This is a genomic window from Micromonospora sp. C81 (genome assembly GCF_018070425.1).
Taxonomy (GTDB): domain Bacteria; phylum Actinomycetota; class Actinomycetes; order Mycobacteriales; family Micromonosporaceae; genus Micromonospora; species Micromonospora zamorensis.
The window spans coordinates 1-22,900 of the sequence record NZ_JAGPXS010000022.1; the positions used below are offsets into that span (position 1 = coordinate 1).

14 protein-coding genes and 1 pseudogene are annotated in these 22,900 nt (G+C 70.8%); 9 read left to right on the forward strand and 6 right to left on the reverse strand.

What is annotated here, in order from left to right; all coding sequences use genetic code 11:
• Window positions 1–110: 110 nt before the first annotated feature.
• The gene (gene mce, locus KBX46_RS27500; RefSeq protein ID WP_210794797.1) at window positions 111–587 is read right to left on the reverse strand and encodes a methylmalonyl-CoA epimerase; all 477 of its coding nucleotides are present in this window, start codon (window positions 585–587) and stop codon (window positions 111–113) included.
• A gap of 83 nt (window positions 588–670) precedes the next feature.
• Here mce and KBX46_RS27505 point away from each other — a divergent pair, with 83 nt between their 5' ends.
• Both KBX46_RS27505 and meaB read left to right on the forward strand, forming a co-directional pair.
• Window positions 671–1,870: an acetyl-CoA C-acetyltransferase gene (locus tag KBX46_RS27505; RefSeq protein ID WP_141910917.1), complete on the forward strand. Its 1,200-nt coding sequence runs from the start codon at window positions 671–673 to the stop codon at window positions 1,868–1,870.
• 55 nt (window positions 1,871–1,925) lie between these two features.
• A complete protein-coding gene (meaB, locus tag KBX46_RS27510) occupies window positions 1,926–2,930 on the forward strand; it encodes a methylmalonyl Co-A mutase-associated GTPase MeaB (RefSeq protein ID WP_088949883.1) in 1,005 nt (334 codons plus the stop codon).
• Between the two features lie 94 nt (window positions 2,931–3,024).
• Here meaB and KBX46_RS27515 read toward each other — a convergent pair whose 3' ends face one another.
• Window positions 3,025–4,755, reverse strand: a complete 1,731-nt coding sequence (locus tag KBX46_RS27515) for a DUF2207 domain-containing protein (RefSeq protein ID WP_210794800.1) — start codon at window positions 4,753–4,755, stop codon at window positions 3,025–3,027.
• A gap of 3 nt (window positions 4,756–4,758) precedes the next feature.
• A complete protein-coding gene (locus tag KBX46_RS27520) occupies window positions 4,759–5,325 on the reverse strand; it encodes a LemA family protein (protein WP_210794802.1) in 567 nt (188 codons plus the stop codon).
• A 125-nt stretch (window positions 5,326–5,450) separates the two neighbouring features.
• On the opposite strand from KBX46_RS27520, the gene KBX46_RS27525 reads away from it, so the two are divergent.
• The 5 genes and pseudogenes from KBX46_RS27525 to KBX46_RS32745 form a co-directional block, all read left to right on the forward strand.
• On the forward strand, window positions 5,451–5,864 hold the full coding sequence (locus tag KBX46_RS27525; protein ID WP_141910914.1) for an Asp23/Gls24 family envelope stress response protein: 414 nt from the start codon (window positions 5,451–5,453) through the stop codon (window positions 5,862–5,864).
• A 78-nt stretch (window positions 5,865–5,942) separates the two neighbouring features.
• Complete coding sequence (locus KBX46_RS27530) at window positions 5,943–6,200, forward strand: hypothetical protein (protein WP_088949879.1); 258 nt, start codon at window positions 5,943–5,945, stop codon at window positions 6,198–6,200.
• Between the two features lie 291 nt (window positions 6,201–6,491).
• Window positions 6,492–8,180, forward strand: a complete 1,689-nt coding sequence (locus KBX46_RS27535) for a methylmalonyl-CoA mutase (RefSeq protein ID WP_088949878.1) — start codon at window positions 6,492–6,494, stop codon at window positions 8,178–8,180.
• A gap of 154 nt (window positions 8,181–8,334) precedes the next feature.
• The gene (locus KBX46_RS27540) at window positions 8,335–9,258 is read left to right on the forward strand and encodes a tetratricopeptide repeat protein (protein WP_210794804.1); all 924 of its coding nucleotides are present in this window, start codon (window positions 8,335–8,337) and stop codon (window positions 9,256–9,258) included.
• A 66-nt stretch (window positions 9,259–9,324) separates the two neighbouring features.
• Window positions 9,325–10,332 (forward strand): annotated as a pseudogene (locus KBX46_RS32745) (arginase family protein); the annotation flags it as partial.
• A 731-nt stretch (window positions 10,333–11,063) separates the two neighbouring features.
• Here the strand turns inward: KBX46_RS32745 and KBX46_RS27550 are convergent.
• Window positions 11,064–13,028 (reverse strand): penicillin-binding transpeptidase domain-containing protein, encoded by a 1,965-nt coding sequence (locus tag KBX46_RS27550; protein WP_210794808.1) that lies wholly within the window; start codon window positions 13,026–13,028, stop codon window positions 11,064–11,066.
• Window positions 13,029–13,317: 289 nt separating this feature from the next.
• Here KBX46_RS27550 and KBX46_RS27555 point away from each other — a divergent pair, with 289 nt between their 5' ends.
• A complete protein-coding gene (locus KBX46_RS27555; RefSeq protein WP_210794810.1) occupies window positions 13,318–18,399 on the forward strand; it encodes an NAD-glutamate dehydrogenase in 5,082 nt (1,693 codons plus the stop codon).
• Window positions 18,400–18,473: 74 nt separating this feature from the next.
• Here KBX46_RS27555 and KBX46_RS27560 read toward each other — a convergent pair whose 3' ends face one another.
• Together KBX46_RS27560 and KBX46_RS27565 are read right to left on the reverse strand one after the other, a co-directional pair.
• Entirely contained in the window at window positions 18,474–19,172 is a 699-nt protein-coding gene (locus KBX46_RS27560; protein ID WP_210794812.1) for a class F sortase, read from the reverse strand.
• Between the two features lies 1 nt (window position 19,173).
• Complete coding sequence (locus KBX46_RS27565; RefSeq protein ID WP_210794814.1) at window positions 19,174–20,469, reverse strand: hypothetical protein; 1,296 nt, start codon at window positions 20,467–20,469, stop codon at window positions 19,174–19,176.
• A 616-nt stretch (window positions 20,470–21,085) separates the two neighbouring features.
• On the opposite strand from KBX46_RS27565, the gene KBX46_RS27570 reads away from it, so the two are divergent.
• Complete coding sequence (locus tag KBX46_RS27570; RefSeq protein ID WP_088949872.1) at window positions 21,086–22,861, forward strand: glycoside hydrolase family 6 protein; 1,776 nt, start codon at window positions 21,086–21,088, stop codon at window positions 22,859–22,861.
• Window positions 22,862–22,900: the final 39 nt, after the last annotated feature.

Here is a 22,900-nt window from a genome sequence, read left to right on the forward strand (position 1 = left end):
CAAGCGCACGCCCCGTTGATCAAGAGCTTTCGGTCACCCGCGAGCCGCAGGATGACGCAAACCTCTTGATCAACGGGGCGTGCGGGGGCAGGGGGAGGTGGGGTAGGGGGTCAGTGGGGGGTGGGGGCGGGTTCCACCAGTTCCACCAGGACGCCGCCGGCGTCCTTCGGGTGTACGAAGTTGATGCGGCTGTTCGCGGTGCCGCGTCTCGGGGTCTCGAAGAGCAGCCGCATTCCCCGCTCGCGCAGTGCCGCGCAGGCCTTGTCGATGTCAGCCACGGTGTACGCGACCTGCTGCACGCCCGGCCCGTTGCGGTCCAGGAACTTGGCGATCGTCGACTCCGGCGTCAGCGGGGCGAGCAACTGCACGCAGCCGCCCTCGATGGTGGGGCCGACGGACAGCATCGCTTCCCGCACGCCCTGCTCGGCGTTGGTCTCGACGTGTACGCAGCGCATCCCGAACGTCCGCTGGTAGAAGTCGATCGCGGCGTCCAGGTCGGCGACCGCGATCCCGACGTGGTCAATCTTGCGAAGCCCGATGTCCGTGACGTAGTCCTCACCGGGCTCGGCGGGGGAGTTCTCAGTCATGGCGTTAGTCTGGCCGAACAAGCGTTAAGGCGTACAGCTCGGCACCCCCCTCGAACAGCTCGGCACCCCCTTCGGAGGCAGGCATGGCTTCGGTGATCATCAGCGGCGCGCGGACCCCGATGGGGCGGCTGCTGGGCAACCTCAAGGACCTTCCGGCCACGAAGCTCGGCGGGATCGCCATCAAGGCGGCGCTGGAGCGGGCCGGCGTCAGCCCGGACCAGGTCCAGTACGTGATCATGGGGCAGGTGCTCCAGGCCGGCGCCGGTCAGATCCCGGCGCGGCAGGCGGCAGTCGAGGCTGGCGTGCCGATGTCGGTGCCGGCGCTGACCATCAACAAGGTCTGCCTCTCCGGCCTGGACGCGATCGCCCTGGCCGACCAGCTGATCCGTGCCGGCGAGTTCGACATCGTGGTGGCTGGCGGCATGGAGTCGATGACCAACGCCCCGCACCTGCTGATGGGCCAGCGCACCGGCTACAAGTACGGCGACGTGGTGGTCAAGGACCACATGGCACACGACGGGCTCAGCGACGCCTGGGACTGCTGCTCGATGGGTGAGTCGACCGAGCGCCTCGGCACCAGGCACGGCATCACCCGCGAAGAGCAGGACGCCTTCGCCGCCGCCAGCCACCAGCGGGCCGCCGCCGCGCAGAAGAACGGCCACTTCGCCGACGAGATCGCCCCGGTGGTGATCCCGCAGCGCAAGGGTGACCCGCTGGTCATCAGCGAGGACGAGGGCATCCGCCCGAACACCACAGTCGAGTCGTTGGCCAAGCTGCGCCCCGCCTTCGCCAAGGACGGCACCATCACCGCCGGCAGCTCGTCGCCGATCTCCGACGGCGCCGCCGCCGTGCTCGTGATGAGCAAGGCCAAGGCCATCGAGCTGGGGCTGACCTGGCTGGCCGAGATCGGTGCGCACGGCAACGTGGCGGGCCCGGACAACTCCCTGCACTCGCAGCCGTCCAACGCGATCAACCACGCCCTGAAGAAGGGCGGCCTGAGCGTCGCGGACCTGGACCTCATCGAGATCAACGAGGCGTTCGCCCAGGTCGGCGTGCAGTCCACCCGGGACCTCGGGATCAGCCCGGACAAGGTCAACGTCAACGGCGGCGCGATCGCGCTGGGGCACCCGATCGGCATGTCCGGCGCGCGTCTCGTCCTCACCCTCGCCCTGGAGCTGAAGCGACGCGGTGGCGGCACCGGCGCGGCTGCCCTCTGCGGCGGCGGTGGCCAGGGCGACGCGCTGATCATCCACGTGCCGGGAAGCGCAGCGGCGGACCGGTGAGCGCGAGGAGCGAGCCGGTTCTGCGAGCACCGCAGTCGCGAACGAAGACGGCACTGTGAGCGAGGCGGCCGAGCAGGTCCCGGCAGCTGGCAGCACGTCGGTGCGCCGCAGTCGGGACGTACCGCAGCTGGTCGAGCGGGCCCGCGCGGGCGACCCCCGCGCGGTGGCCCGGTTGATCACATTGGTGGAGAACGGCGACCCGCTGCTGCCGGCGGTCGCCGCGGCGCTGGCGCCGTACGCCGGGCAGGCCCAGGTGGTCGGGTTGACCGGCTCACCCGGGGTGGGCAAGTCGACCACCACGAACGAGCTGGTCCGCTCACTGCGCGCACGCGGGCACCGGGTCGGCGTGCTGGCGGTGGACCCGTCCAGCCCGTTCACCGGCGGCGCGATCCTCGGCGACCGCGTGCGGATGCAGGACCACGCCACCGACCCGGGCGTCTACATCCGGTCCATGTCCAGCCGGGGGCATCTCGGCGGGTTGTCCGCGGCGACGCCGCAGGCGGTCCGGGTGCTGGAGGGCGCCGGCTGCGACGTGGTGCTGGTGGAGACCGTCGGCGTCGGGCAGGCCGAGGTCGAGGTGGCGTCGCTGGCCGACACCACGCTGGTGCTGCTCGCACCCGGGATGGGCGACGCGATCCAGGCGGTCAAGGCCGGCATCCTGGAGATCGCCGACGTCTTCGTGGTCAACAAGGCCGACCGCGACGGCGTCGACGCCACCGTTCGCGACATCCAGGGCATGATCGCGCTCGGTGAGCGCGGCCCCGGGCAGTGGCGGCCGCAGGTGGTCCGCGCGGTCGCTTCGCGGGGCGAGGGCATCGACGACATCGCCGCCGCCATCGACAAGCACCGGGGCTGGCTGGTCGAGCACGGCGAGCTGCGCCGCCGCCAGGAGGCGCGGGCCGCCGCCGAGGTCGAGGCCATCGCGCTCGGCATCCTCCGGGCCCGGATCGGCTCCCTACGCGACGGTACGGAGCTGGCCACGCTCGCCGCGAAGGTGGCCGAGGGCGGCCTCGATCCGTACGCGGCGGCGGATACCCTGCTCGCCCAGCTCGCCCGCTGACCCGCCCGCTCGTTGGTCGCCGTCTCGCGCGGTCTGCTGAGCCGAAACGACCCGGCGGGTCGCGTCCCGGCGACGTCCGGCGAGGTGCTGGCAGTCAGGTGCGTGTGAGGGCGTCCCGTTCACACCTGCTGAGCAGCCACGGAAGGTGCGGGGCGCCCACCCGCCCGCCGCCGAGCGCGGTGAGGACCAGCGTGGTGTCGCCGACGCGCATCACCACCCGGTTGCCGCTGGCGTACGCCTCGTCGCCGATGCCCGGCAGCGGGGTGGCGACACCGCGCGCGTTGGCCCGCCACGCGATCCGTCCCGCCGTACCGTCCGCCCACGCGGCCCGCAGCACAGTGGAGTCGTCGAGCTCGGAGCGGAAGTCGACGCGCTGCGGGCGGCGTTCCACGCGTACGGGTTGACCGACGAACCGCGCGACGTCCTCGACGGACACCGGAAGCGGCCCGGCCCGCACATGGCGTACCTCCCCGAAGACGTCGGTGACCAACGGGCCGGTCAGTTCGCTGTCGGGTCCGGCCGACGGCCGGGGGCCCGGGTCTGCCGGTGCGTGCGCGCTGACCGCGATGACGCGTCGGCTCCACGGCCGAACGGTGATCGTCACGACGTCGCCCTGCCGCCAGCGGTCGCCCCACTCGTGGGGCAGCGCCCAGGCGGTGGTCTCGTCGGCGGTCCCGTCGTCGATCACGAGGTGGCTCATTCGTGGGCTGTCCTGCGCCCGCCGCAGGTGGAGCGCGAGCACCCGGCCGGTGATGGTCACGGACCGCGTCCGGTCCACCAGCGTGCGGATCAGCAGGTAAGCGCCGCCGGTGAGCAGCACGTACCCCGGCAGCGCGTACCAGCCCGCGTGGCCGGCCACGATCAGCACGAGCGTTCCCGCCAGCACGACCAGCAGCGCCTGGAGGAACAGGGCTGGGGTGCCGCTGCCGTACCAGGGCCGTCCTCGCGGATAGCGCACCCGGATCCTGCGACAACCGCCCTGGTAGGTCGACCAGAGGTTGCGCCGGACACCGGCGCTGAGGTCGAGGACGTCGCTGGCCTGCCGGGTCACGCCCAGCGCGGCGCCGTACGCGAGGTAGCGGTCCCAGATCGCCACCGCCGACGGCGGCAGCTCGGCGAACTGCTGGTGGTTTCGCAGCCAGGACCGCACCCCGAGCCAGCGGGCGGTGGCTTCCGACCCGGCCGGAGTGGCGCGCTCGCCGATGCGCTGCACCAGGCCCGCGAGCACAGCGGCGACGGTGAGGGAGACGAGGAACGTCCAGCGGAGGTGGGTGCGGTGCACAGCCACGAGGCCGCAGACCACGCCGACCGCGAGTGCCCCGAGGTACAGCGCGGTCATCATCGTCGGCCCGAATCGGCGTTGCGACAGCCCGGCCGCGCGGGCATCGGCGACCACGGCGGCGCGCAGCCGGCTGTTCCAGGTCCTGGACTCGTCGTCGTCCCGGAAGGTCAACGCCGTCAGCGGCACCACACCGTCGACGGCGAGCTCGCGAACCCGCGCCAGCACCTGCCGTTCGTACGGCCGTAGGCCGCCCTCGTCGGGATGCTCCCCGGCGAGATGGATGGTGGTCCCATAGGGGTCGGCGTCCGGCTGTCGCAGCTCGTAGTAGCCGGCCGCGGCCAGGTCGAGCAGCGTCGAACCCGCTGCGCCCGCATGAGTCGACCCGCCGTTGACCAGCAAGCCCGCCACGGCGGGCGGCTCCGGGCCGAGATCCATGGTGGCCGGTAGGGCGGCAGGCGGCACTGGGCGGGTGGCGACCCGGCAAGCCGCGTACGCGAGGAGCCAGAGCCCGAGACTGGCACCGGCGAGGAGGAGGTCGGGCACGGCCTAGAAACCGATCGCGATCACTGCACGGTCGGAGTCGGCCACGGTGAACAACTCACGCCGATGGAAGCCGAGCATGCCGGCGACCAGGTTCGTGGGGAAGCTCTCGATCGCCGTGTTGTACTGCTGGACGGCGTACGTCAGGAACTGCCGTGAGTAGGCGATCTTGTCCTCGGTGGTGGCCACCTCGCTCTGCATCGCCGCGAAATTCTCGCTCGCCCGCAGCTGCGGATATGCCTCGGCGAGGGCGACGAGACGACCCAGAGCCCGGCTCAGCGCGTTCTCGGCGTCGGCCCGCCCCGCGTCGCCGCCACTGTGCGCGATCGCCACCCCGCGTGCCGCCACCACGGCGTCCAGGGTGCCGCGCTCGTGCGACGCGTATCCCTTGACGGTCTCGACAAGGTTCGGGACCAGGTCGTGCCGTCGCTTGAGCTGCACGTCGATCTGGGACCAGGACGCATCGACCTGGTTGCGCATGCGGACCAGCTTGTTGTAGACCCGGATCAGCCACACCGCGACCAGCAGGACCACCGCCGAGCCCACGAGGCCGGCGGCAAGGATCGATGTCATCTGGGCAAGATAGCGAACGGGGCGTGCCGCACCGACCGGGCGTCCACAGCGGACCTCGCCCTAGTACGCTCGCACGGCCCCCACGCCGCCGGCGCGGGGCCGGTGTGACGGGTGGGTGGGAGAGCATGGCTGACGACGCGACCCAGGAGCTGTCGGTGACCCCGGACGCGGTGGCGGGCGGGAGCACGCACGTCTCCGACGAGGTGGTGGAGAAGATCGCGGCGGCCGCCGCCCGAGCGGTGCCCGGGGTGGCCGAGCTGGGCGGCGACGTGGCCCGGTTCTTCAACACGGTGCTCGACAAGATCGGGCTCGACCAGGTGGGCGACGCCCGGCGCGGCTGCTCGGCGCACGTCACCAACGGTGCGGCGGTGATCAACCTGGTCATCGTGATCGACGCTGGCCGTCCGGTGCCGGAGGTGACCGACGCGGTCCGGGCGAGGGTGACCGAGGCGGTCGAGGCGTACGGGCTGCGAGTCGACGAGATCAACATCCGGGTCGACGACGTGGCGATGGGTGCACCCTCGGCTTCGACGGTCTGACCTGAGCGCGCTCCGGTGGGTGCCCTAAGCTCCTGACGTCAAGATCCTCAGTGGAGGGTCCACCGGAATGGAGTAAAGATGCCGAAGATTCTGCGTCGTCCGCGCCGCCGCACCCTCATTGCTGCTGCCGCCCTGGCCGGCGGCATCGTGCTGGGCACCGCGTCGCCCGCTCTTGCGGACTACAACAGCCCGATGTACCCGACGATGTCGGCGTGCAAGGCGGCCCGGCCGACGTACGTCTCGTCGTGGACGTCGCCCCAGCAGTGCTGGCCGATGTACAACAACAGCGGCACCGTGGTGGTTGGTTACCAGTTCCTCGTGAAGACCCGTTACTGAGATCAGTCTCGTGACCTCGGGTGGCGGTGGGCGGCAGGTGCCCGTCGTCGGGGAATGACAGACGTCCGTCGTGCCATCGGGGTCCCCTCGTGCCGGTGCGGCGGTGGCAACGGCCACCGCCGCACCGAAACCGGGCGAGAGTTGGACGCCGGCGATCCACGCACTCGGCCTGCCGCCGCTCCGGAGTCGGCCCAGCGCACGTTACCCGTCGGTACGACGTGACTTAGCGATCGTTCAGGTGAGGGCCTTACACTCGACGTGCTGTCGAGGAACCGAGGAGGAGCCCTGCTCATGGACGCCGACGAGATCGACGCCGGACGCGCGCGCTGGCAGGCCCGCTACGACGCCGCGCGCAAGCGGGACGCCGACTTCACCACGCTTTCCGGCATGCCGGTGGAACCGGTCTACGGGCCGCCGGAGGGCGCCACCTATCCCGGCTTCGAACGGATCGGCTGGCCGGGCGAATATCCGTACACCCGGGGTCTGTATCCGACCGGATACCGCGGACGGACCTGGACGATCCGGCAGTTCGCCGGCTTCGGCAACGCCCAGCAGACCAACGAGCGTTACAAGATGATCCTCGGCGCCGGCGGCGGCGGCCTCTCGGTCGCGTTCGACATGCCGACGCTGATGGGCCGCGACTCGGACGACCCACAGGCGCTCGGCGAGGTCGGTCACTGCGGCGTCGCCATCGACACCGCCACCGACATGCAGGCGCTCTTCGACGGCATCGACCTGGCCGACGTCACCACCTCGATGACCATCTCCGGCCCGGCCGTGCCGGTGTTCTGCATGTACCTGGTCGCCGCCGAGCGGCAGGGCGCCGACCTGTCCAAGCTGGACGGCACACTGCAGACCGACATCTTCAAGGAGTACATCGCGCAGAAGGAGTGGCTCTTCGACCCGGAGCCGCACCTGCGCCTGATCGGCGACCTGATGGAATACTGCGCCGCCGAGATCCCGCGCTACAAGCCGCTGTCGGTCTCCGGCTACCACATCCGTGAGGCCGGCTCGACCGCCGCGCAGGAGCTGGCGTACACCCTGGCCGACGGTTTCGGCTACGTGGAGCTGGGTCTCTCGCGCGGGCTGGACGTGAACGTCTTCGCGCCCGGGCTGAGCTTCTTCTTCGACTCGCACCTCGACTTCTTCGAGGAGATCGCGAAGTTCCGGGCCGCCCGCCGGATCTGGGCCCGCTGGCTGCGCGACGTCTACGGCGCGACCAGCGAGAAGGCCCTCTGGCTGCGATTCCACACGCAGACCGCCGGTGTGTCGCTGACCGCGCAGCAGCCGGTCAACAACGTCGTACGCACCGCCGTCGAGGCCCTCGCGGCGGTGCTCGGCGGCACCAACTCGTTGCACACCAACGCGCTGGACGAGACCCTGGCGCTGCCCACCGACGAGTCCGCCGAGATCGCCCTGCGTACGCAGCAGGTGCTGATGGAGGAGACCGGTGTGGTCAACGTGGCCGACCCGCTCGGCGGCTCCTGGTACGTCGAGGCACTGACCGACAAGATCGAGGCCGAGGCGGAGGAGATCTTCGCCCGGATCCGGCAGCTCGGCGGGGACGGGCCGCACCAGATCGGCCCGATGACCTCGGGCATCCTGCGCGGCATCGAGGACGGCTGGTTCACCGGGCACATCGCCGAGTCGGCCTTCGTCTACCAGCAGGCCCTCGAAAAGGGCGACAAGAAGATCGTCGGGGTCAACTGCCACACCGGCACGGTCGCCAAGGAGCTGGAGATCCTGCGCATCTCGCACGAGGTGGAGCTGGAGCAGCGCCGGGTGCTCGCCGAGCGCAAGGGCGCCCGGGACGAGTCGGCTGTCCGTGCGGCGGTGGCCCGGATGGTCGACGCCAGCCGCACCGACGAGAACATGATCCCCGCCATGCTCGACGCGGTCCGCGCCGAAGCGACCCTGGGGGAGATCTGCGACGCGCTCCGCGCCGAATGGGGCACCTACCGCGAACCCGCCCGCTTCTGACCCATACCACCACCCCCGTCGATCACGCATCCGCTGCCCGCTTCCGGGCGGCAGAAATGGCCGATCGCCGGGGGTGGGGGTGGGGCGTGAGAGTTGCAACGTCGGGGTTGCGGGTGAGCTGAGATCGGGGGCTCACGTGCGAGACTAGGTAACCATGAGCGACCCACGGATCACCTCGTCGATCTTCACCCGCGGCGCGGTCGACCTCAGCACGCTGCGTGGCCCCGCACCAGCAAGTCCCCGCCCCGGCACGCCCCCGCAGGGCGGCCTGTCCAACGGCGCCCCGGGCGCGCCCACCGCAGGCGGTAACACCGCCATCGTGGACGTCACCGAGGCGACAATCCAGTCCGACGTGCTCGAACGGTCGATGGCCATGCCCGTCGTCGTGTTCTTCGGCGCCGCCGGCTTCCCGGAGAGCGACGAGTTCGCCCCGGTGCTGGAACGGCTGAACGCCGAGGGCGACGGCACCTGGGTGCTGGCACGGGTCGACGTGCAGGAAAACCCGCGAATCGCCCAGATGTTCCGGGTCCAGGGCATCCCCATGGTCTACGCGGTCGTCGGCGGGCAGCCCGTCGACGCCTTCTCCGGGGTCGTGCCCGAGGCGCAGCTTCGGCAGTGGCTCCAGGCCGTCCTCAAGGCCGGCGGCGTGGCCGTGGCCGAGCCGGAGGACCCCCGCCTCGACGAGGCGGACGACGCGCTGATGAGCGGGGATCTGGACGCCGCCGAGCAGGCGTACAGGAAGATCCTGGCCGACGCGCCCGCGGACGCCGCTGCCACCGCGGGGCTGGCCCAGGTCGGGGTGGCCCGCCGGGTGGCCGGCGCAGACCCCACCACCGCGATGGCCGCCGCCGACAGCGCCCCCGACGACGTGGCCGCCCAGCTGCTGGCCGCCGACATCGAGGTGCTCAGCGGCCTGGCCGAGCAGGCGTACGCCCGGCTCGTCGGTCTGGTCCGGCGCACCGCCGGCGAGGACCGCGAGACCGTCCGCCAGCACCTGGTCTCGCTCTTCTCCATCGCTGGCCCAGACGATCCGGCGGTCGCCTCGGCACGCCGGGCCCTGGCCAGCGCCCTGTTCTGAGTTCGTAGCACGCCAGCGCGGGCCGGCGTTCCGGCCGGCCCGCCCGACCACCGAGGACGGGAGCTCATGATGCGCCGGATCGCCGTCCTCGACGCGCCGACAAACCTTGGCCTGCGGCCACCGACGTCCACGTCGGTCCCCGGTTGCGGCAAGGCGCCCGGCGCGCTGCGCGACCACGACCTGCTGGCCCGGCTGCGCGCCCGCGACGCCGGCTGCATCACCCCACCCCGGTACGACCCGGGCGACTGGCGGCCCGGCGACGGCGTGTGCCACGCCCGGGAGATCGCCGACTACTCGCTGGCGCTCGCCGAACGGATCGGCTCGATCATCGACCGGGGGGAGTTCCCGGTGGTGCTGGGCGGCGACTGCTCGGTGCTGCTCGGCTCGGCGCTGGCCATGCACCGCCTCGGTGAGGCCGTCGGCGGGCGGATCGGGCTGGTCTTCGTCGACGGGCACTCCGACTTCCGGCACCCCGGCAACGCCTCCTACGTCGGCGCGGCCGCCGGTGAGGACCTTGCCCTCGTCACCGGGCGTGGGCAGGCCGACCTGGCCGCCCTGGAGGGCCGCCGACCCTACTTCCGCGACATCGACGTGGTGGTGCTCGGCATCCGCGCGCAGGACGAATACCGGCTCGACCTCCAGGCCGCCGGGATCACCACCCGGCCGGTCCCCGCGCTGCGCGCCGAAGGCGCCGCCCGCACGGCCCAGTGGGCGCACGAGCAGCTCGCCGACTGCGCGGGCTACTGGGTGCACATCGACGTGGACGTGCTCGACCCCGCGGTGATGCCCGCCGTGGACGCTCCCGACCCGGGTGGCATCGCCTTCGCCGAGCTGGAGATCCTGCTCGCCGGCCTGGTCGACACCCCGCACTGCCTCGGCGTGGAGCTGACCGTCTTCGACCCCGACTACGACCCGGACGGCTCGTACGCTGCCGAGATCGTCAACACCGTGGTCGCCGGCCTGGCTCCGGTCAGCGCACCGGAAGCGGTGCCGCCCCGACTGCTCTCGGTCCGGCCGACCCCCGGCCCCCGGCGCGGCAACGGCCGGACCCCGGGTACCACCGAACGACCTGACCGCTCCCAGCGGCTCGACGGGCCGGACCGTGCCGACCAGCTCGATGGGCTCGTTCGTGGTGCGCGCCCTGATGGGCTGGAGCGGGGCGAGCGGTTCGATCAGCTCGTTGCTGCCGAGCGGCTCGATGCGCTGCCGAGCGCGATTCATGGCGAGGAGTCGTTCGCCGACGTTGCCCCGTGGGACCCGTCCGTCGACGCCAGGTCGCTCGCGGAGGCCGGACCCTCCGATCTCGGGTCTGCCGGCGACGCACCCTCGGGCTTCGGGTCTGCCGGCGTTGGTTCTTCCGACGGCCGCTTCTTCGGGGGCACAACGCCGCATGACATCGTGGCCGAGACGGAACCAGCAGTCACCAACGGTCAGGCCCGCTCCGAGCAGTCGAGCGTCGCAGCGGACATCGCCGCCACGTTCGAGCGGGAGTTGGTCGAGCGGGAGCCGGTCGAGCGGGAGCCGGTCGAGCGGGAGCTGGTCGAACCGGAGCCGGTCGGTCCGCCCGCGTCGGCCGGCCCAGGCCTGCTGCGGCGACCTTCCGCACCGGCCCAGGACCCCTCGGACCACCACAAAGCCGACACGGCCTGACCCGTCTGGCGGCCCCTCCGGGCCGTGATCGACTCGGTTTCACGGAAGTCGCGGTATCCAGGTGGCTCGGACACCGCAGTTTCCGTGAAACCGAGTGGATCAACGCCTTCGTGGTGCGGGGACCGCTCGCTGCGGGTGCGCTCGTCGCGCGGGTGTCAGGACTGTGGGAGGGCGCGGAGGAAGCGCTCGGCGATCGGGACGGCCGAGGCCGTGCTGGCCCCGCCCTTCTCCACGAACACGGCGAACGCCACGTCGCCCCGCCAACCCACGAACCAGGCGTGGGTGTGGGCCGGGTTGTCGTCGTACTCGGCGGTGCCGGTCTTGCCGTACACCTCGCCCGGCACATCCTTGAGCGCGCTGCCGGTGCCGCTGGTGACCACCTCGCGCATCATCGAACGCAGCGCCGCGACCGATTCCGGCTTGAGCTGTTCACCCGCCACGGCCGGCTTGGCCGGCGCCGGGTCGAGCAGGAGCTTCGGCTGCTCGAACCGGCCTCGGGCGACGGCGGCGGTGGCACCGGCCATGGCCAGCGGGCTGACCAGCGTGGTGCCCTGCCCGAACGATGCCGCGGCCTGCTCGGCCGGGCTGCCGCCCGTGGACACCTTGCCGGTGAAGGCGTCGGTGCCGAGGTCCCATTGACCCTCCAGGCCCAACGCGCGGCCGGCAGCGGCCAGCCCGTCGCCGCCGAGCTTCGGGGCCAGCGAGGCGAACGCCGTGTTGCAGGACTTGGCGAAGTCGGTGCGGAACGGCACCGAGCCCAGCTCGAAGTTGTCGGAGTTCTTGAAGGACCGACCATCGACGGTGAAGGTCTTCGGGCAGGCCACCGGCCCGTCCAGAGTGACAGCGCCCCGGTCCAGCAGGCCCAGCGTGCTGACCACCTTGAACGTGGAACCCGGTGGCACCTGGGCGGTGAAGGCCAGGTTTTCCCCGGCCGGCCCGGGGCCGTTCGCTGCGGCGAGCACCGCGCCATCGCTGATCCGGAGAGCCACCAGGGCGGAGCGGCGGGACTCGGCGCGCAGCGCCCCGTCGGCCGCGTTCTGGGCGGCGACGTCCAGCGTGGTCTTCAGCGTCTGGCCGGGCTGCGGCTCCCGACGGAAAAGCTCAGTGCCGGTGGACTCCAGTTTGCCGCCCTCGGCCGGCCGCTCGACCACCACGGTCAGCCCGGGCGCGCCGCGCAGCCGTTCGTCGTAGCGGCCCTGCAACCCGCCGTGCCCGACCAGGTCACCGGCGACGTACCGGTCCGGGTGTGCGGTGAGGTCGTCCGCCTGCGCCGGGTCGACAGTGCCGAGCACCGCCCGGGCGAACTCCCGGGTCGGCGCCAGGTCGACCTTGGCGGAGATGAACTTGGTGCCGTCCAGGTCGTAGATCCGGGGCTTGATCTGGCGGTACGCCTCCTCGCGCAGCGACACCACCTCGACGAAGGCACCCGGCTCGGCCTTGGCGACCCGCTCGGGCAGGTCGGCCAGGTCGACGGCGGGGACCAGCGCCGGGCGGATCGCCCTGAACGCCCCGTCGAGGTCCTTGACCAGCTTCTTGATGTCGGTGACCCCGTCGGGCTGCACGCCCACCCGGACCACCGGGCGCGGAGTCACGAGCGGTTGCCCGGCGGCGTCCAACACCGCGGCCCGGGCACCGGCGTCGCGGCGCAGCGCCAACCGGTCACCCTTGGTGAGCTGCTCGTGCACCACACTGGGCTCCCAGATCACCTGCCACTGGTCGTCATCGCCGTGCGCGAGGCGTAACTCCCGGTCGTACGCCCAGCGGGTCTGACCGGGCAGGTTCCACTCCACCTGGACCGTCGCGGTCGCGATGTCCTTCGTGACCTTCGGCTCGCCGCGCCGCTTCAGCGTGGGCGGGGTGGCCGCCAGCTCGCCGGAGAGCTCCTTGATCTCGCGAGTCACCTCGGCCGAGGGCAGCTTGTTGCCGGTCGGGTCGATCATGCCGACCGCCTGGAGATCGCCGCTGCGCCAACCGCTGAGGAAGGCGTCGACGGTGCTCTGCGGCCCGTCGTCACCCGAGCAGCCGGCGAGAACACCGGCCGTGAGCAGCGCCGTGGTGAGGGCGGCGGTCAGGCGGCGGGCGCGGTTCGGCCGGTGGGGCCGGGGGTACGACAAGGGCATGGAGCTTGTCCTTCCGATCTCAGACTGCCCCCGCACGGTAGTACGCCAACGCCGTCCCCAACGTCCCCCAGGCGTGCGAGCGCGGGTAAAGACGGGCCCCGCCCGTGTGATGAACATCGCGTGGCGGGGTATCCCGCAGCCGGCCAACCTCGGACCCGCAACGGGTGAAAGGACAAAGTCCCGATCCGGACGTCTGGCCAGTGGTCCGCCGACGAAGGCGAAGAACGGCAGGGCCTAGGCTGGGCGGCAGAGTGACCCACAACGCGGTGGGTCGAGGGGAGTGGCACCGATGGACCGGCGTCCGGCGATCAAACCGGAACCCGACCTCCGGCAGGATGACTCCGGCCGGGACGATGACAGCTTCGATTCGGCGACCGACGGGGACGGCTACGGCCGGCTCGACACGGGAGTCACCGGGCTGACCGGGTCGAGCATCGACACCATCTACGATCTGGGCCTGCCGACCGAGGCGTTGGCCGACGACGTGGAGGACGCCGAGCTCGACGAACCAGTTCCCAACGCGGAGCGCCTGGTGGCCCAGGCTGTCGCGCTCGCCGGGGACGACCACGACGCGGCGACACTTGTCGGCCGTTTCTGGCGGTTCGCCCCGGACGAGGAACTGGTCGGTTTCACGGCAGAGGAGATGCTCGACGCGGCCCGGGCACACCGGGACCTCGCCCAGCAGCGGGTTCCCGGCGAGTTGAAGCTGCGGATCCACGAACCGCACGCGGACCAGCACCACACCGTCGTCGAGATCGTCACTGACGACATGCCGTTCCTGGTCGACTCGGTCACCGCGCTGCTCAACTCGTACCACCTCGACGTGCACCTGCTGGTGCACCCGCTCGTGGTGGTCCGGCGTGAGCCGCTGGGGCGGCTCACCGAGGTCTCCGCGGACGTGGAGCCGGATGACGCGATCTCCGGCGACATCATCGAGAGCTGGATGCGGATCGAGATCGACCCGGTCCGGGACGCGGCCGAGCGGGACCGGCTGCGTCGCGAGTTGCAGCGGGTGCTCACCGATGTGCGGGAGGCTGTCGAGGACTGGCCGAAGATGCGTCAGCGGGCCCTCGCGCTCGCCGACGACCTCGCCTCGGCCCGCACCTCGGACAATCGCCCACCGGTGCCGGAAAAGGACATCACGGACTCGGTGGAGCTGCTGCGGTGGCTCGCCCACGACCACTTCACGTTCCTCGGCTACCGGGAGTACCGCCTGGTGGACGCCCCCGGGGGTGACGCCACCGACCCGGTGGACGGCAAGGCGTTGGAGGCGGTGCTCGGCACCGGGCTGGGCATCCTGCGCTCGGATTCGCCGGACCCGCGGTCGTTGTCGTCGATGACGCCCGAGGCGCACGAGAAGGTGCTGGAGAAGCGCCTGCTCATCATCACCAAGGCCAACTCGCGGGCCACCGTGCACCGCTCGGCCTACCTCGACTACATCGGCTTCAAGATCTTCAACTCGGACGGCGAGGTGATCGGCGAGCGGCGGTTCCTGGGCCTGTTCTCCACGGCCGCGTACCGGACCAGCGTCCGCGAGCTGCCGGTCGTACGCCGCAAGGTCGCCGAGGTGCTGGACCGCTCCGGCCTGAGTCAGCGCAGCCACTCCGGCAAGGATCTGATCCAGATCCTGGAGACGTACCCGCGCGACGAGCTGTTCCAGATCAAGACCGACGACCTGTACCACGCGGTGGTCGGTGTGCTGCGGATGGCGGGCCGCCGGCAGCTGCGGGTCTTCCTGCGCCGGGACGCGTACGGGCGGTTCATCTCCTGCCTGATCTACCTGCCCCGGGACCGGTTCACCACGCAGAACCGACTTCGCATGCAGGACATCCTGCTGCGCGAGCTGAACGGTGTCGGGGTGGACTACACCACTCGGGTCACCGAGTCGATGCTGGCCCGGGTGCACTTCATCGTCCGCACCGACCCGACCCGGCCGCCCAGCGACATCGACGCCGATCTGTTGGCCGAGGAACTGGCCGACGCGACCCGGCTCTGGGACGACGACTACCGGCTGGTGCTGGAGCGCAAGCTCGGCGACGAGCAGGCCAAGCACCTGTTCACCCGGTACGCCGACGCGTTCCCGGAGGGCTACAAGGACGGGCACACGCCGTACGAGGCGATGAAGGACCTGGCGAAGCTGGAGCTGCTGGAGGAGCCCGGCCAGCTGGAGATGCACCTGTTCCGCAAGCAGCTCGCGCCCCGGCCGGGCACCCGGGTGCCCGGTGCGGACCTCGCCGAGGCCATGGACGTCCGGTTCAAGGTCTACCGGTACGGCGAACCGATGATGCTCTCCGCCGTGCTGCCGGTGCTGCACTCACTCGGCGTACGAGTGGTCGACGAGCACCCGTACGAGGTGGACCGGATCGACGGTCGGGTCTACCTGTACGACTTCGGCCTCCTGCTGCCCGAGGGGCACCACGAGCTGTCCGAGGTGCGCCCACACGTGGAGAACGCCTTCGCGGCGGCGTGGCGCGGCGAGGCCGAGGTGGACCGGTTCAACGAGCTGGTGCTGCGCGGCGGGCTGACCTGGCGGCAGGTGGTGGTGCTGCGGGCGTACGCGAAGTACCTGCGGCAGGCCGGCACGGTCTTCTCGCAGGACTACATGGAGCAGACCTTCGTCGCGTACCCGAAGATCGCCGCGTTGCTGGTGGATCTGTTCGAGACCCGGTTCGCGCCGGGCGAGCAGACGACCGAGCAGCGGCAGCAGCGCAGCGGTGAGCTGGTGGAGATGATCCGGGAGGCGCTGGACGACGTGGCCAGCCTCGACCAGGATCGGATCCTGCGCTCGTACCTGACGTTGATCGAGGCGACCCTGCGGACCAGCTTCTACCAGAAGCGTGCCGACGGGCGGCCGAAGGCGTACGTGGCGTTCAAGCTCGACCCGCAGGCCATTCCGGACCTGCCGGCGCCGCGACCGAAGTTCGAGATCTTCGTCTACTCGCCCCGCTTCGAGGGTGTGCACCTGCGGTTCGGGCCGGTGGCCCGGGGCGGGTTGCGCTGGTCCGACCGTCGGGAGGACTTCCGGACCGAGGTGCTCGGCCTGGTCAAGGCGCAGATGGTGAAGAACACCGTGATCGTGCCGGTGGGTGCCAAGGGCGGCTTCGTGCTGAAGCAGAAGCCGGGTGACCGGGACGAGGCGGTCGCCTGCTACCAGGAGTTCGTCGGCGCGATGCTGGACGTCACCGACAACATCGTCAGTGGGCAGATCGTGCCCCCCGTGGACGTGGTCCGGCACGACGGCGACGACCCGTACCTGGTGGTGGCCGCCGACAAGGGCACGGCGACGTTCTCCGACGTCGCCAACGAGATCTCCAGGACCCACAACTTCTGGATGGGCGACGCGTTCGCCTCCGGTGGTTCGGCGGGCTACGACCACAAGAAGATGGGCATCACCGCCCGGGGCGCCTGGGAGTCGGTCAAGCGGCACTTCCGGGAGCTGGGCCTGGACACCCAGACCCAGGACTTCACGGTGGTCGGCGTCGGCGACATGTCCGGTGACGTGTTCGGTAACGGGATGCTGCTCTCCGAGCACATCCGCCTGGTGGCCGCCTTCGACCACCGGCACATCTTCCTCGACCCGGACCCGGACGCGGCCACCTCGTACGCGGAGCGGCGGCGGCTGTTCGATCTGCCCCGCTCGTCGTGGGAGGACTACAACCCGGAGCTGATCTCGGCAGGCGGCGGCATCTTCCCGCGTACCGCCAAGTCCATCCCGATCACGCCGCAGGTCCGGGCGGCGATCGGCCTGGACGACGACGTCACGCAGCTGTCGCCGCAGGAGTTGATGAAGGCGATCGTGACCGCCCCGGTGGATCTCTTCTGGAACGGCGGCATCGGCACCTACGTCAAGGCGTCCACCCAGACCAACGCCGAGGTGGGCGACAAGTCCAACGACGCGATCCGGGTGGACGGGCGCAGCCTGCGCTGCCGGGTGGCGGGCGAGGGCGGCAACCTGGGCTGGACCCAGCTCGGCCGGATCGAGTACGCGTTGACCGGTGGCCGGATCTACACGGACTTCATCGACAACGCGGCCGGGGTGGACACCTCCGACCACGAGGTGAACATCAAGATCCTGCTGAACACCGCAGTGGCCGACGGCGAGTTGACCACGGCCGAGCGGGACGAGCTGCTGGCCGGGATGACCGACGAGGTCGCCGAGCTGGTGCTGAGGGACAACTACGACCAGGCGCGGGCGATCAACAACGCCCAGGCCCAGGCCGCCTCCCTGCTGCCGGTGCACCGCCGGATGATCAACGAGTTGGAGCGGTCGGGCGGGTTGGACCGGGCGCTGGAGGCGCTTCCTCCGGACGAGGAGCTGGCGGTCCGCAGCGAATCGGGCCTGACCGCGCCGGAGTTCGCGGTGCTGCTCGCGTACGTGAAGATCGTCCTGGAGCGGGAGATCCTCACCGAAGGGCTGGCCGACGAGGAGTGGACGACCGAGGTCCTGGTCAACTACTTCCCGACGCCGATGCGCGAACGGTTCGCCGACCGGATGGGCCGGCACCGGCTGCGCCGGGACATCGTCACCACAGTGCTCGTCAACGAGGCGATCAACCGGGGTGGCATCTCGTTCATCTTCCGGGTGGTCGAGGAGACCGCGGCCAGCGCGGCGGACGTGATCCGTGCGTACGTGGTGGTCAGCGAGGTGTTCGGCCTGCGGGACCTGTGGGACGCGGTGGAGGCGCTGGACAACAAGGTCGCACCCGAGTTGCAGACCAGCGTCTACCTGGACACCCGCCGGCTGCTCGACCGGGCGGTGCGGTGGCTGGTCTCCAACCGCCGCTCGCCGATCGACGTGCCGGCCGAGATCGCCCGGCTGCGGGACGGGGTGACCCGACTGCTCCCGGGTCTGGAGGACCTGTTCTACGGCGACGAGCGGCAGGGCATCGCCTCGCACATGGACTCGATGACCGAGCGTGGGCTGCCCCGCGAGCTGGCCGAGCGGGCGACCCGACTGATGTACAGCTTCGGTCTGATGGACGTGGTGGAGACCGCGAACGTCAGCGGACGGGACGTCGGCGAGGTGGCCTCGGTCTACTTCGTGCTGTCCGACCTGTTCCGGGTGGACTCGCTGCTGTCGAAGATCTCCCTGCTGCCGCGGGAGGACCGCTGGCAGACGCTGGCCCGGATGGCGCTGCGTTACGACCTGTACGCCGCGCTGGCCGCGCTCACCGCTGAGGTGCTGGACTCCACCCCGGGCGACCTGCCGCCGCACGAGCGGGTGCAGCAGTGGGAGCAGTCGAACGCCACCTCGATCCACCGCGCTCGACGGGCGATGGGGGAGTTCGACGAGTCGCGGGCGGACCTCGCCGCCCTCTCGGTGCTGCTGCGCCAGATCCGCACCCTGGTGCGGACCTCCGCGGCCGCCTGAGTCAGGCACACCGGACGCGGTCCGGTCGATCGGGTGACCCCGACCGGCCGGACCGCGTTTCGTTTCGTCCCCGCTCAGGCCACCAGGCTGGCGAAGACGACGATGTTGTCCGGGTAGCTCTTGGCGACCGCGTCGAACTGACCGCCGCAGGTGACCACCCGCAGGCCAGGCCGGTCGCTGGGCCCGTACACCAACTCGGTGGGGAAGGCTGTCTTCGGGTACGACTTCACCGAGTCGACGGTGAAGGTGGCCGGCACCCCGTCGGCCCGGCGCACGGTGACGGTGTCACCGGGGGTGAGCGCGCCGAGGTCGAAGAAGACGGCCGGACCGAGCACCGCCGAGTCCACATGCCCGACGATGACCGCGTTGCCCGTCTCGCCGGGACTCGCACCCGGCTCGTACCAACCGGCCTTGTCGGCCTGGTCGAGCGGAGGGACCTGGACGGTGCCGTCCGGGTTGGTGCCCAACGACATGATCGTTGCGTCGACACCGATCCGGGGGATCTCGATGCTGGTCGGCGCCGAACGGGCCAGTCCCGCCGGCGCGTCTCCGACCGGCTGCCCGTCGACCGGCGGGGCGTCGTCGGTGGTGCTCGCCGACCCGGTGACCTCGGGACCGGCCTGAGCCAACGGCTGCGGCGGTCGGGGAGCGGGTGTGTCCTTCAGACTGGCGCCGATCATCCCGGCGCCAATCATGGCCATGGTGACGACGACGGCCGCGCCGGCGGCACGCCACGGTCTCCCGTGACGGCCGCCGGCCCGTGTCGTCGTCACGTCAGACGAGCGAACCATCGGTCCGCCGGCGACGCATCAGCACGATCCCGCCCAGCGCGGCAGCGCCGAGCAGGCCCGCCCCGCCGGTGGCCAGGCCACGGTCGGTGCCGGTGCTGGCGCCACCGTCACCACCGTCGACACCGCCGTGCGGCAGCACGACGAGCTCACCCTCGCCGCACGAGCCCTTGAGCTCGTAGCGACCCGGCTTCGCGTCCTTGTCGACCTTGGCCTCGCCGTAGTAGACGAACTCGCGCTCCTTGTCCCAGTCGCGCTCGTCGGAACGGCCCTCTTCCGAGCCGTAACCGCCGTGCTCGTCCTTGGACTCCCAGCCCTTGTCGGAGCCGTACTCGTCGGAGCCGTGCTCGTCCTTGGACTCCCAGCCCTTGTCGGAGCCGTATTCGTCGGAGCCGTGCTCGTCCTTGGACTCCCAGCCCTTGTCCGAGCCGTATTCGTCGGAGCCGTGCTCGTCCTTGGACTCCCAGCCCTTGTCCGAGCCGTACTCGTCGGAGCCGTGCTCGTCCTTGGACTCCCAGCCCTTGTCGGAGCCGTATTCGTCGGAGCCGTGCTCGTCCTTGGACTCCCAGCCCTTGTCCGAGCCGTATTCGCCGGAGCCGTGCTCGTCCTTGGACTCCCAGTCCTTCTTGCCTTCGTCCTTGGAGTCCCAGTCCTTCTTGTCGCGGCTGTCGTCCGCGTCCTGGCCGTGCTCCTCGCCCTTCCAGTCCTTGCTGCCCTCGTCGCCGTAGGCGTCGGCGGCAGCGCCGCCACCCTGGCCACCGGGCTGGGCGCCGTCGGCGGGCGGCTGCGGCTTGTCCTTGCCGTCTTCGCCCTTGCCCTCTTCGCCCTTGCCGTGCTCGTCCTTGCCCTCGTGGTCCTTGCCCTTGTCGTCCTTGCCGTGCTCGTCCTTGCCGTTTTCGTCCTTGCCGTTTTCGTCCTTGCCCTCGTGGTCCTTGCCCTTGTCGTCCTTGCCGTGCTCGTCCTTGCCCTTGTCGTGGTCCGAGGAGTTCTCCTCCTCGCGCCACTCGCGGTCCTCGCCCCGGTCTTCGTGGGCCGGCTTGAGCTTGACCTTGCCGGTGACCTTGGACCACACGTACGCGTGCTCCTGCCGATCCGGGCAGATCTCGAGGAGCTTGACCTCTTCGCCAGCCTTGACGACGTGCGGCTTGGCGTAGACCTTGCCGTCGCGGTCCTTGGCGTCGTCGTGGCCGTCCGCGAACGCGATCCCCGGCGCGAACACCAGGAGCGATGCACCGCCGAGCGCGGCTCCCGCAACGACCTTCCCGAGCATCTTCTTAGCCATGACCTGCGTCACTCCATCCCTGTTGTCCTGTGCCCGGCGACAACCGAGCTAAGACCGACGTTAGACGGTTTCATGACTTATGAAGTGAAAGATTCGCGTTTTGACCTTTGATCCAGGTAAGAGGTGAAGGGGTGCTACGCGGCTTTCGCCGCGCTCAGTGTCGTCTCAGGTGGGGGGAGCCCTTGCGTGCGGCGCACGGCGTTCCGGCCTCCCCGTGCCCGACCCGCGCCGGTCATCCCGGTCGCGGCGGCTCCGGTCCGCAACGTGCTGCCCGAGCGCACTCGGGGGTGTCGTCCGAAACGGGTCGAGGGACGGCCGGCGCGCGCAACGCATCGAGCCATTGCCATGGAAGCGCTCCCATGCGAGAATCGTCCAACGCGGTGAGGTGAGCCACACCGCGCAGGCTGGGAGTCGAGGGCACCGGTTCACCGGGCGACGTCCCGCCGCCGATCGACCGGCCGACGCATCGGCCGCGCACCACCACCACCATCGCCCGTCCGGGTCGGGCGCCCCCCAAAGATTCCCGTTGGCGCCGGAGGCCGTCCGTGCAGGACGCCCGCCGGGCCGTCTCGCCGGGCCGTACGCGGGCCCGGTCTCGCCCAAGGAGATCAGTGGCATGAATGTGTGGAGAAGGCTGTCCGGCCCACGCCGGACCATGGCGCTCGCCGGCGCGGGTGTCCTGGTCGCCGGCGGGTTGGTGACGATTCCGGTCACCGCGGCGCAGGCCGCGACTCAGTGCGACATCGCCTACACGAGCAACGAGTGGCCCGGCGGCTTCACCGCCAGCGTCACCATCAAGAACGTCGGTGACCCGCTCAACGGCTGGACGCTGGGCTGGACCTTCCCCAACTCCAGCCAGCGCGTGCAGCAGGGCTGGTCGGCGGAGTTCACCCAGTCCGGCAGCCAGGTCACCGCCAAGAGCCTGTCCTACAACGGCACCCTCGCCACCGGCGCGTCGACGAGCATCGGCTTCAACGGCGCGTGGAGCGGCAGCAACCCGAAGCCGACCTCGTTCACCCTGAACGGCGTGGTCTGCAACGGTGGCACCACCCCGCCGACCACGCCCCCGCCGACCACGCCTCCGCCCACCGACCCTCCGCCCACCGACCCGCCGCCCACCACGCCGCCGCCCGGCACCAAGGTCGACAACCCCTACGCCGGGGCGCGCGGCTACGTGAACCCGGAGTGGAAGGCCAAGGCGGACGCCGAGGCCGGCGGAAGCCGGGTCTCCAACAACCCCACCGCCGTCTGGCTGGACCGGATCGCCGCGATCAACGGCACGCCGGACAGCAGCTCCAACGGCGCCTTCGGCGTGCGTGAGCACCTGGACGAGGCGCTGCGTCAGGGCGCCGGCTACATCCAGTTCGTGATCTACAACCTGCCCGGCCGGGACTGCTCCGCGCTCGCCTCCAACGGTGAGCTGGGCCCGGACGAGCTGCCCAAGTACAAGGCCCAGTACATCGACCCGATCGCCGCGATCCAGGGTGAGTCGAAGTACAGCAGCCTGCGGATCATCAACGTCATCGAGATCGACTCGCTGCCGAACCTGGTCACCAACACGTCCGGTCAGCCTGGCGGCACTGTCATGTGCGACACGGTCAAGGCCAACGGCGCGTACGTCAACGGTGTCGGCTACGCCCTCGCCAAGCTGGGCGCGATCGGCAACGTCTACAACTACATCGACGCCGGCCACCACGGCTGGCTCGGTTGGGACTCCAACTTCGGCCCGACCGCCGACATCCTGAAGACCGCCGCGGTGGCCTCCGGCAGCACTGTCAACAACGTGCACGGGTTCATCACCAACACCGCCAACTACTCGGCGCTGACTGAGCCGTACTTCAAGGTCACGGACAACGTGAACGGTCAGACGGTGCGGCAGTCCAAGTGGGTCGACTGGAACTTCTACGTCGACGAGCTGTCCTTCGCCCAGGCGTTCCGCACGAAGCTGGTCTCGGTCGGCTTCAACTCCAACATCGGCATGCTGATCGACACCTCCCGCAACGGGTGGGGCGGCTCCGCGCGGCCCACCGGGCCGGGCGCCACGACCAGCGTCGACACGTACGTCAACGGAGGCCGCATCGACCGTCGGGCCCACCTCGGCAACTGGTGCAACCAGGCCGGCGCCGGCCTCGGCGAGCGGCCGCGGGCCAACCCGGCGACGGGCATCGACGCCTACGTCTGGGTGAAGCCGCCGGGTGAGTCGGACGGCTCCAGCAAGGAGATCCCGAACAACGAGGGCAAGGGCTTCGACCGGATGTGCGACCCGACGTACGGCGGTAACGCCCGCAACGGCAACAACCCGTCCGGGGCTCTGCCGGACGCGCCGATCTCCGGTGCGTGGTTCTCCGCCCAGTTCCAGGAGCTCATGCGCAACGCGTACCCGGCTCTCTGACCGGAACGCTTCACACCCACCGGCCGCCGGCAGTTGGTG

What these genes read in the sequence shown, in the direction of transcription:
- mce (WP_210794797.1), bottom strand. Translation starts at nt 587, where the DNA reads ATGACTGAGAACTCCCCCGCCGAGCCCGGTGAGGACTACGTCACGGAC.
- KBX46_RS27505 (WP_141910917.1), top strand. Translation starts at nt 671, where the DNA reads ATGGCTTCGGTGATCATCAGCGGCGCGCGGACCCCGATGGGGCGGCTG.
- KBX46_RS27520 (WP_210794802.1), bottom strand. Translation starts at nt 5,325, where the DNA reads ATGACATCGATCCTTGCCGCCGGCCTCGTGGGCTCGGCGGTGGTCCTG.
- KBX46_RS27525 (WP_141910914.1), top strand. Translation starts at nt 5,451, where the DNA reads ATGGCTGACGACGCGACCCAGGAGCTGTCGGTGACCCCGGACGCGGTG.
- KBX46_RS27530 (WP_088949879.1), top strand. Translation starts at nt 5,943, where the DNA reads ATGCCGAAGATTCTGCGTCGTCCGCGCCGCCGCACCCTCATTGCTGCT.
- KBX46_RS27535 (WP_088949878.1), top strand. Translation starts at nt 6,492, where the DNA reads ATGGACGCCGACGAGATCGACGCCGGACGCGCGCGCTGGCAGGCCCGC.
- KBX46_RS27540 (WP_210794804.1), top strand. Translation starts at nt 8,335, where the DNA reads ATGAGCGACCCACGGATCACCTCGTCGATCTTCACCCGCGGCGCGGTC.
- KBX46_RS27550 (WP_210794808.1), bottom strand. Translation starts at nt 13,028, where the DNA reads ATGCCCTTGTCGTACCCCCGGCCCCACCGGCCGAACCGCGCCCGCCGC.
- KBX46_RS27555 (WP_210794810.1), top strand. Translation starts at nt 13,318, where the DNA reads ATGGACCGGCGTCCGGCGATCAAACCGGAACCCGACCTCCGGCAGGAT.
- KBX46_RS27565 (WP_210794814.1), bottom strand. Translation starts at nt 20,469, where the DNA reads ATGGCTAAGAAGATGCTCGGGAAGGTCGTTGCGGGAGCCGCGCTCGGC.
- KBX46_RS27570 (WP_088949872.1), top strand. Translation starts at nt 21,086, where the DNA reads ATGAATGTGTGGAGAAGGCTGTCCGGCCCACGCCGGACCATGGCGCTC.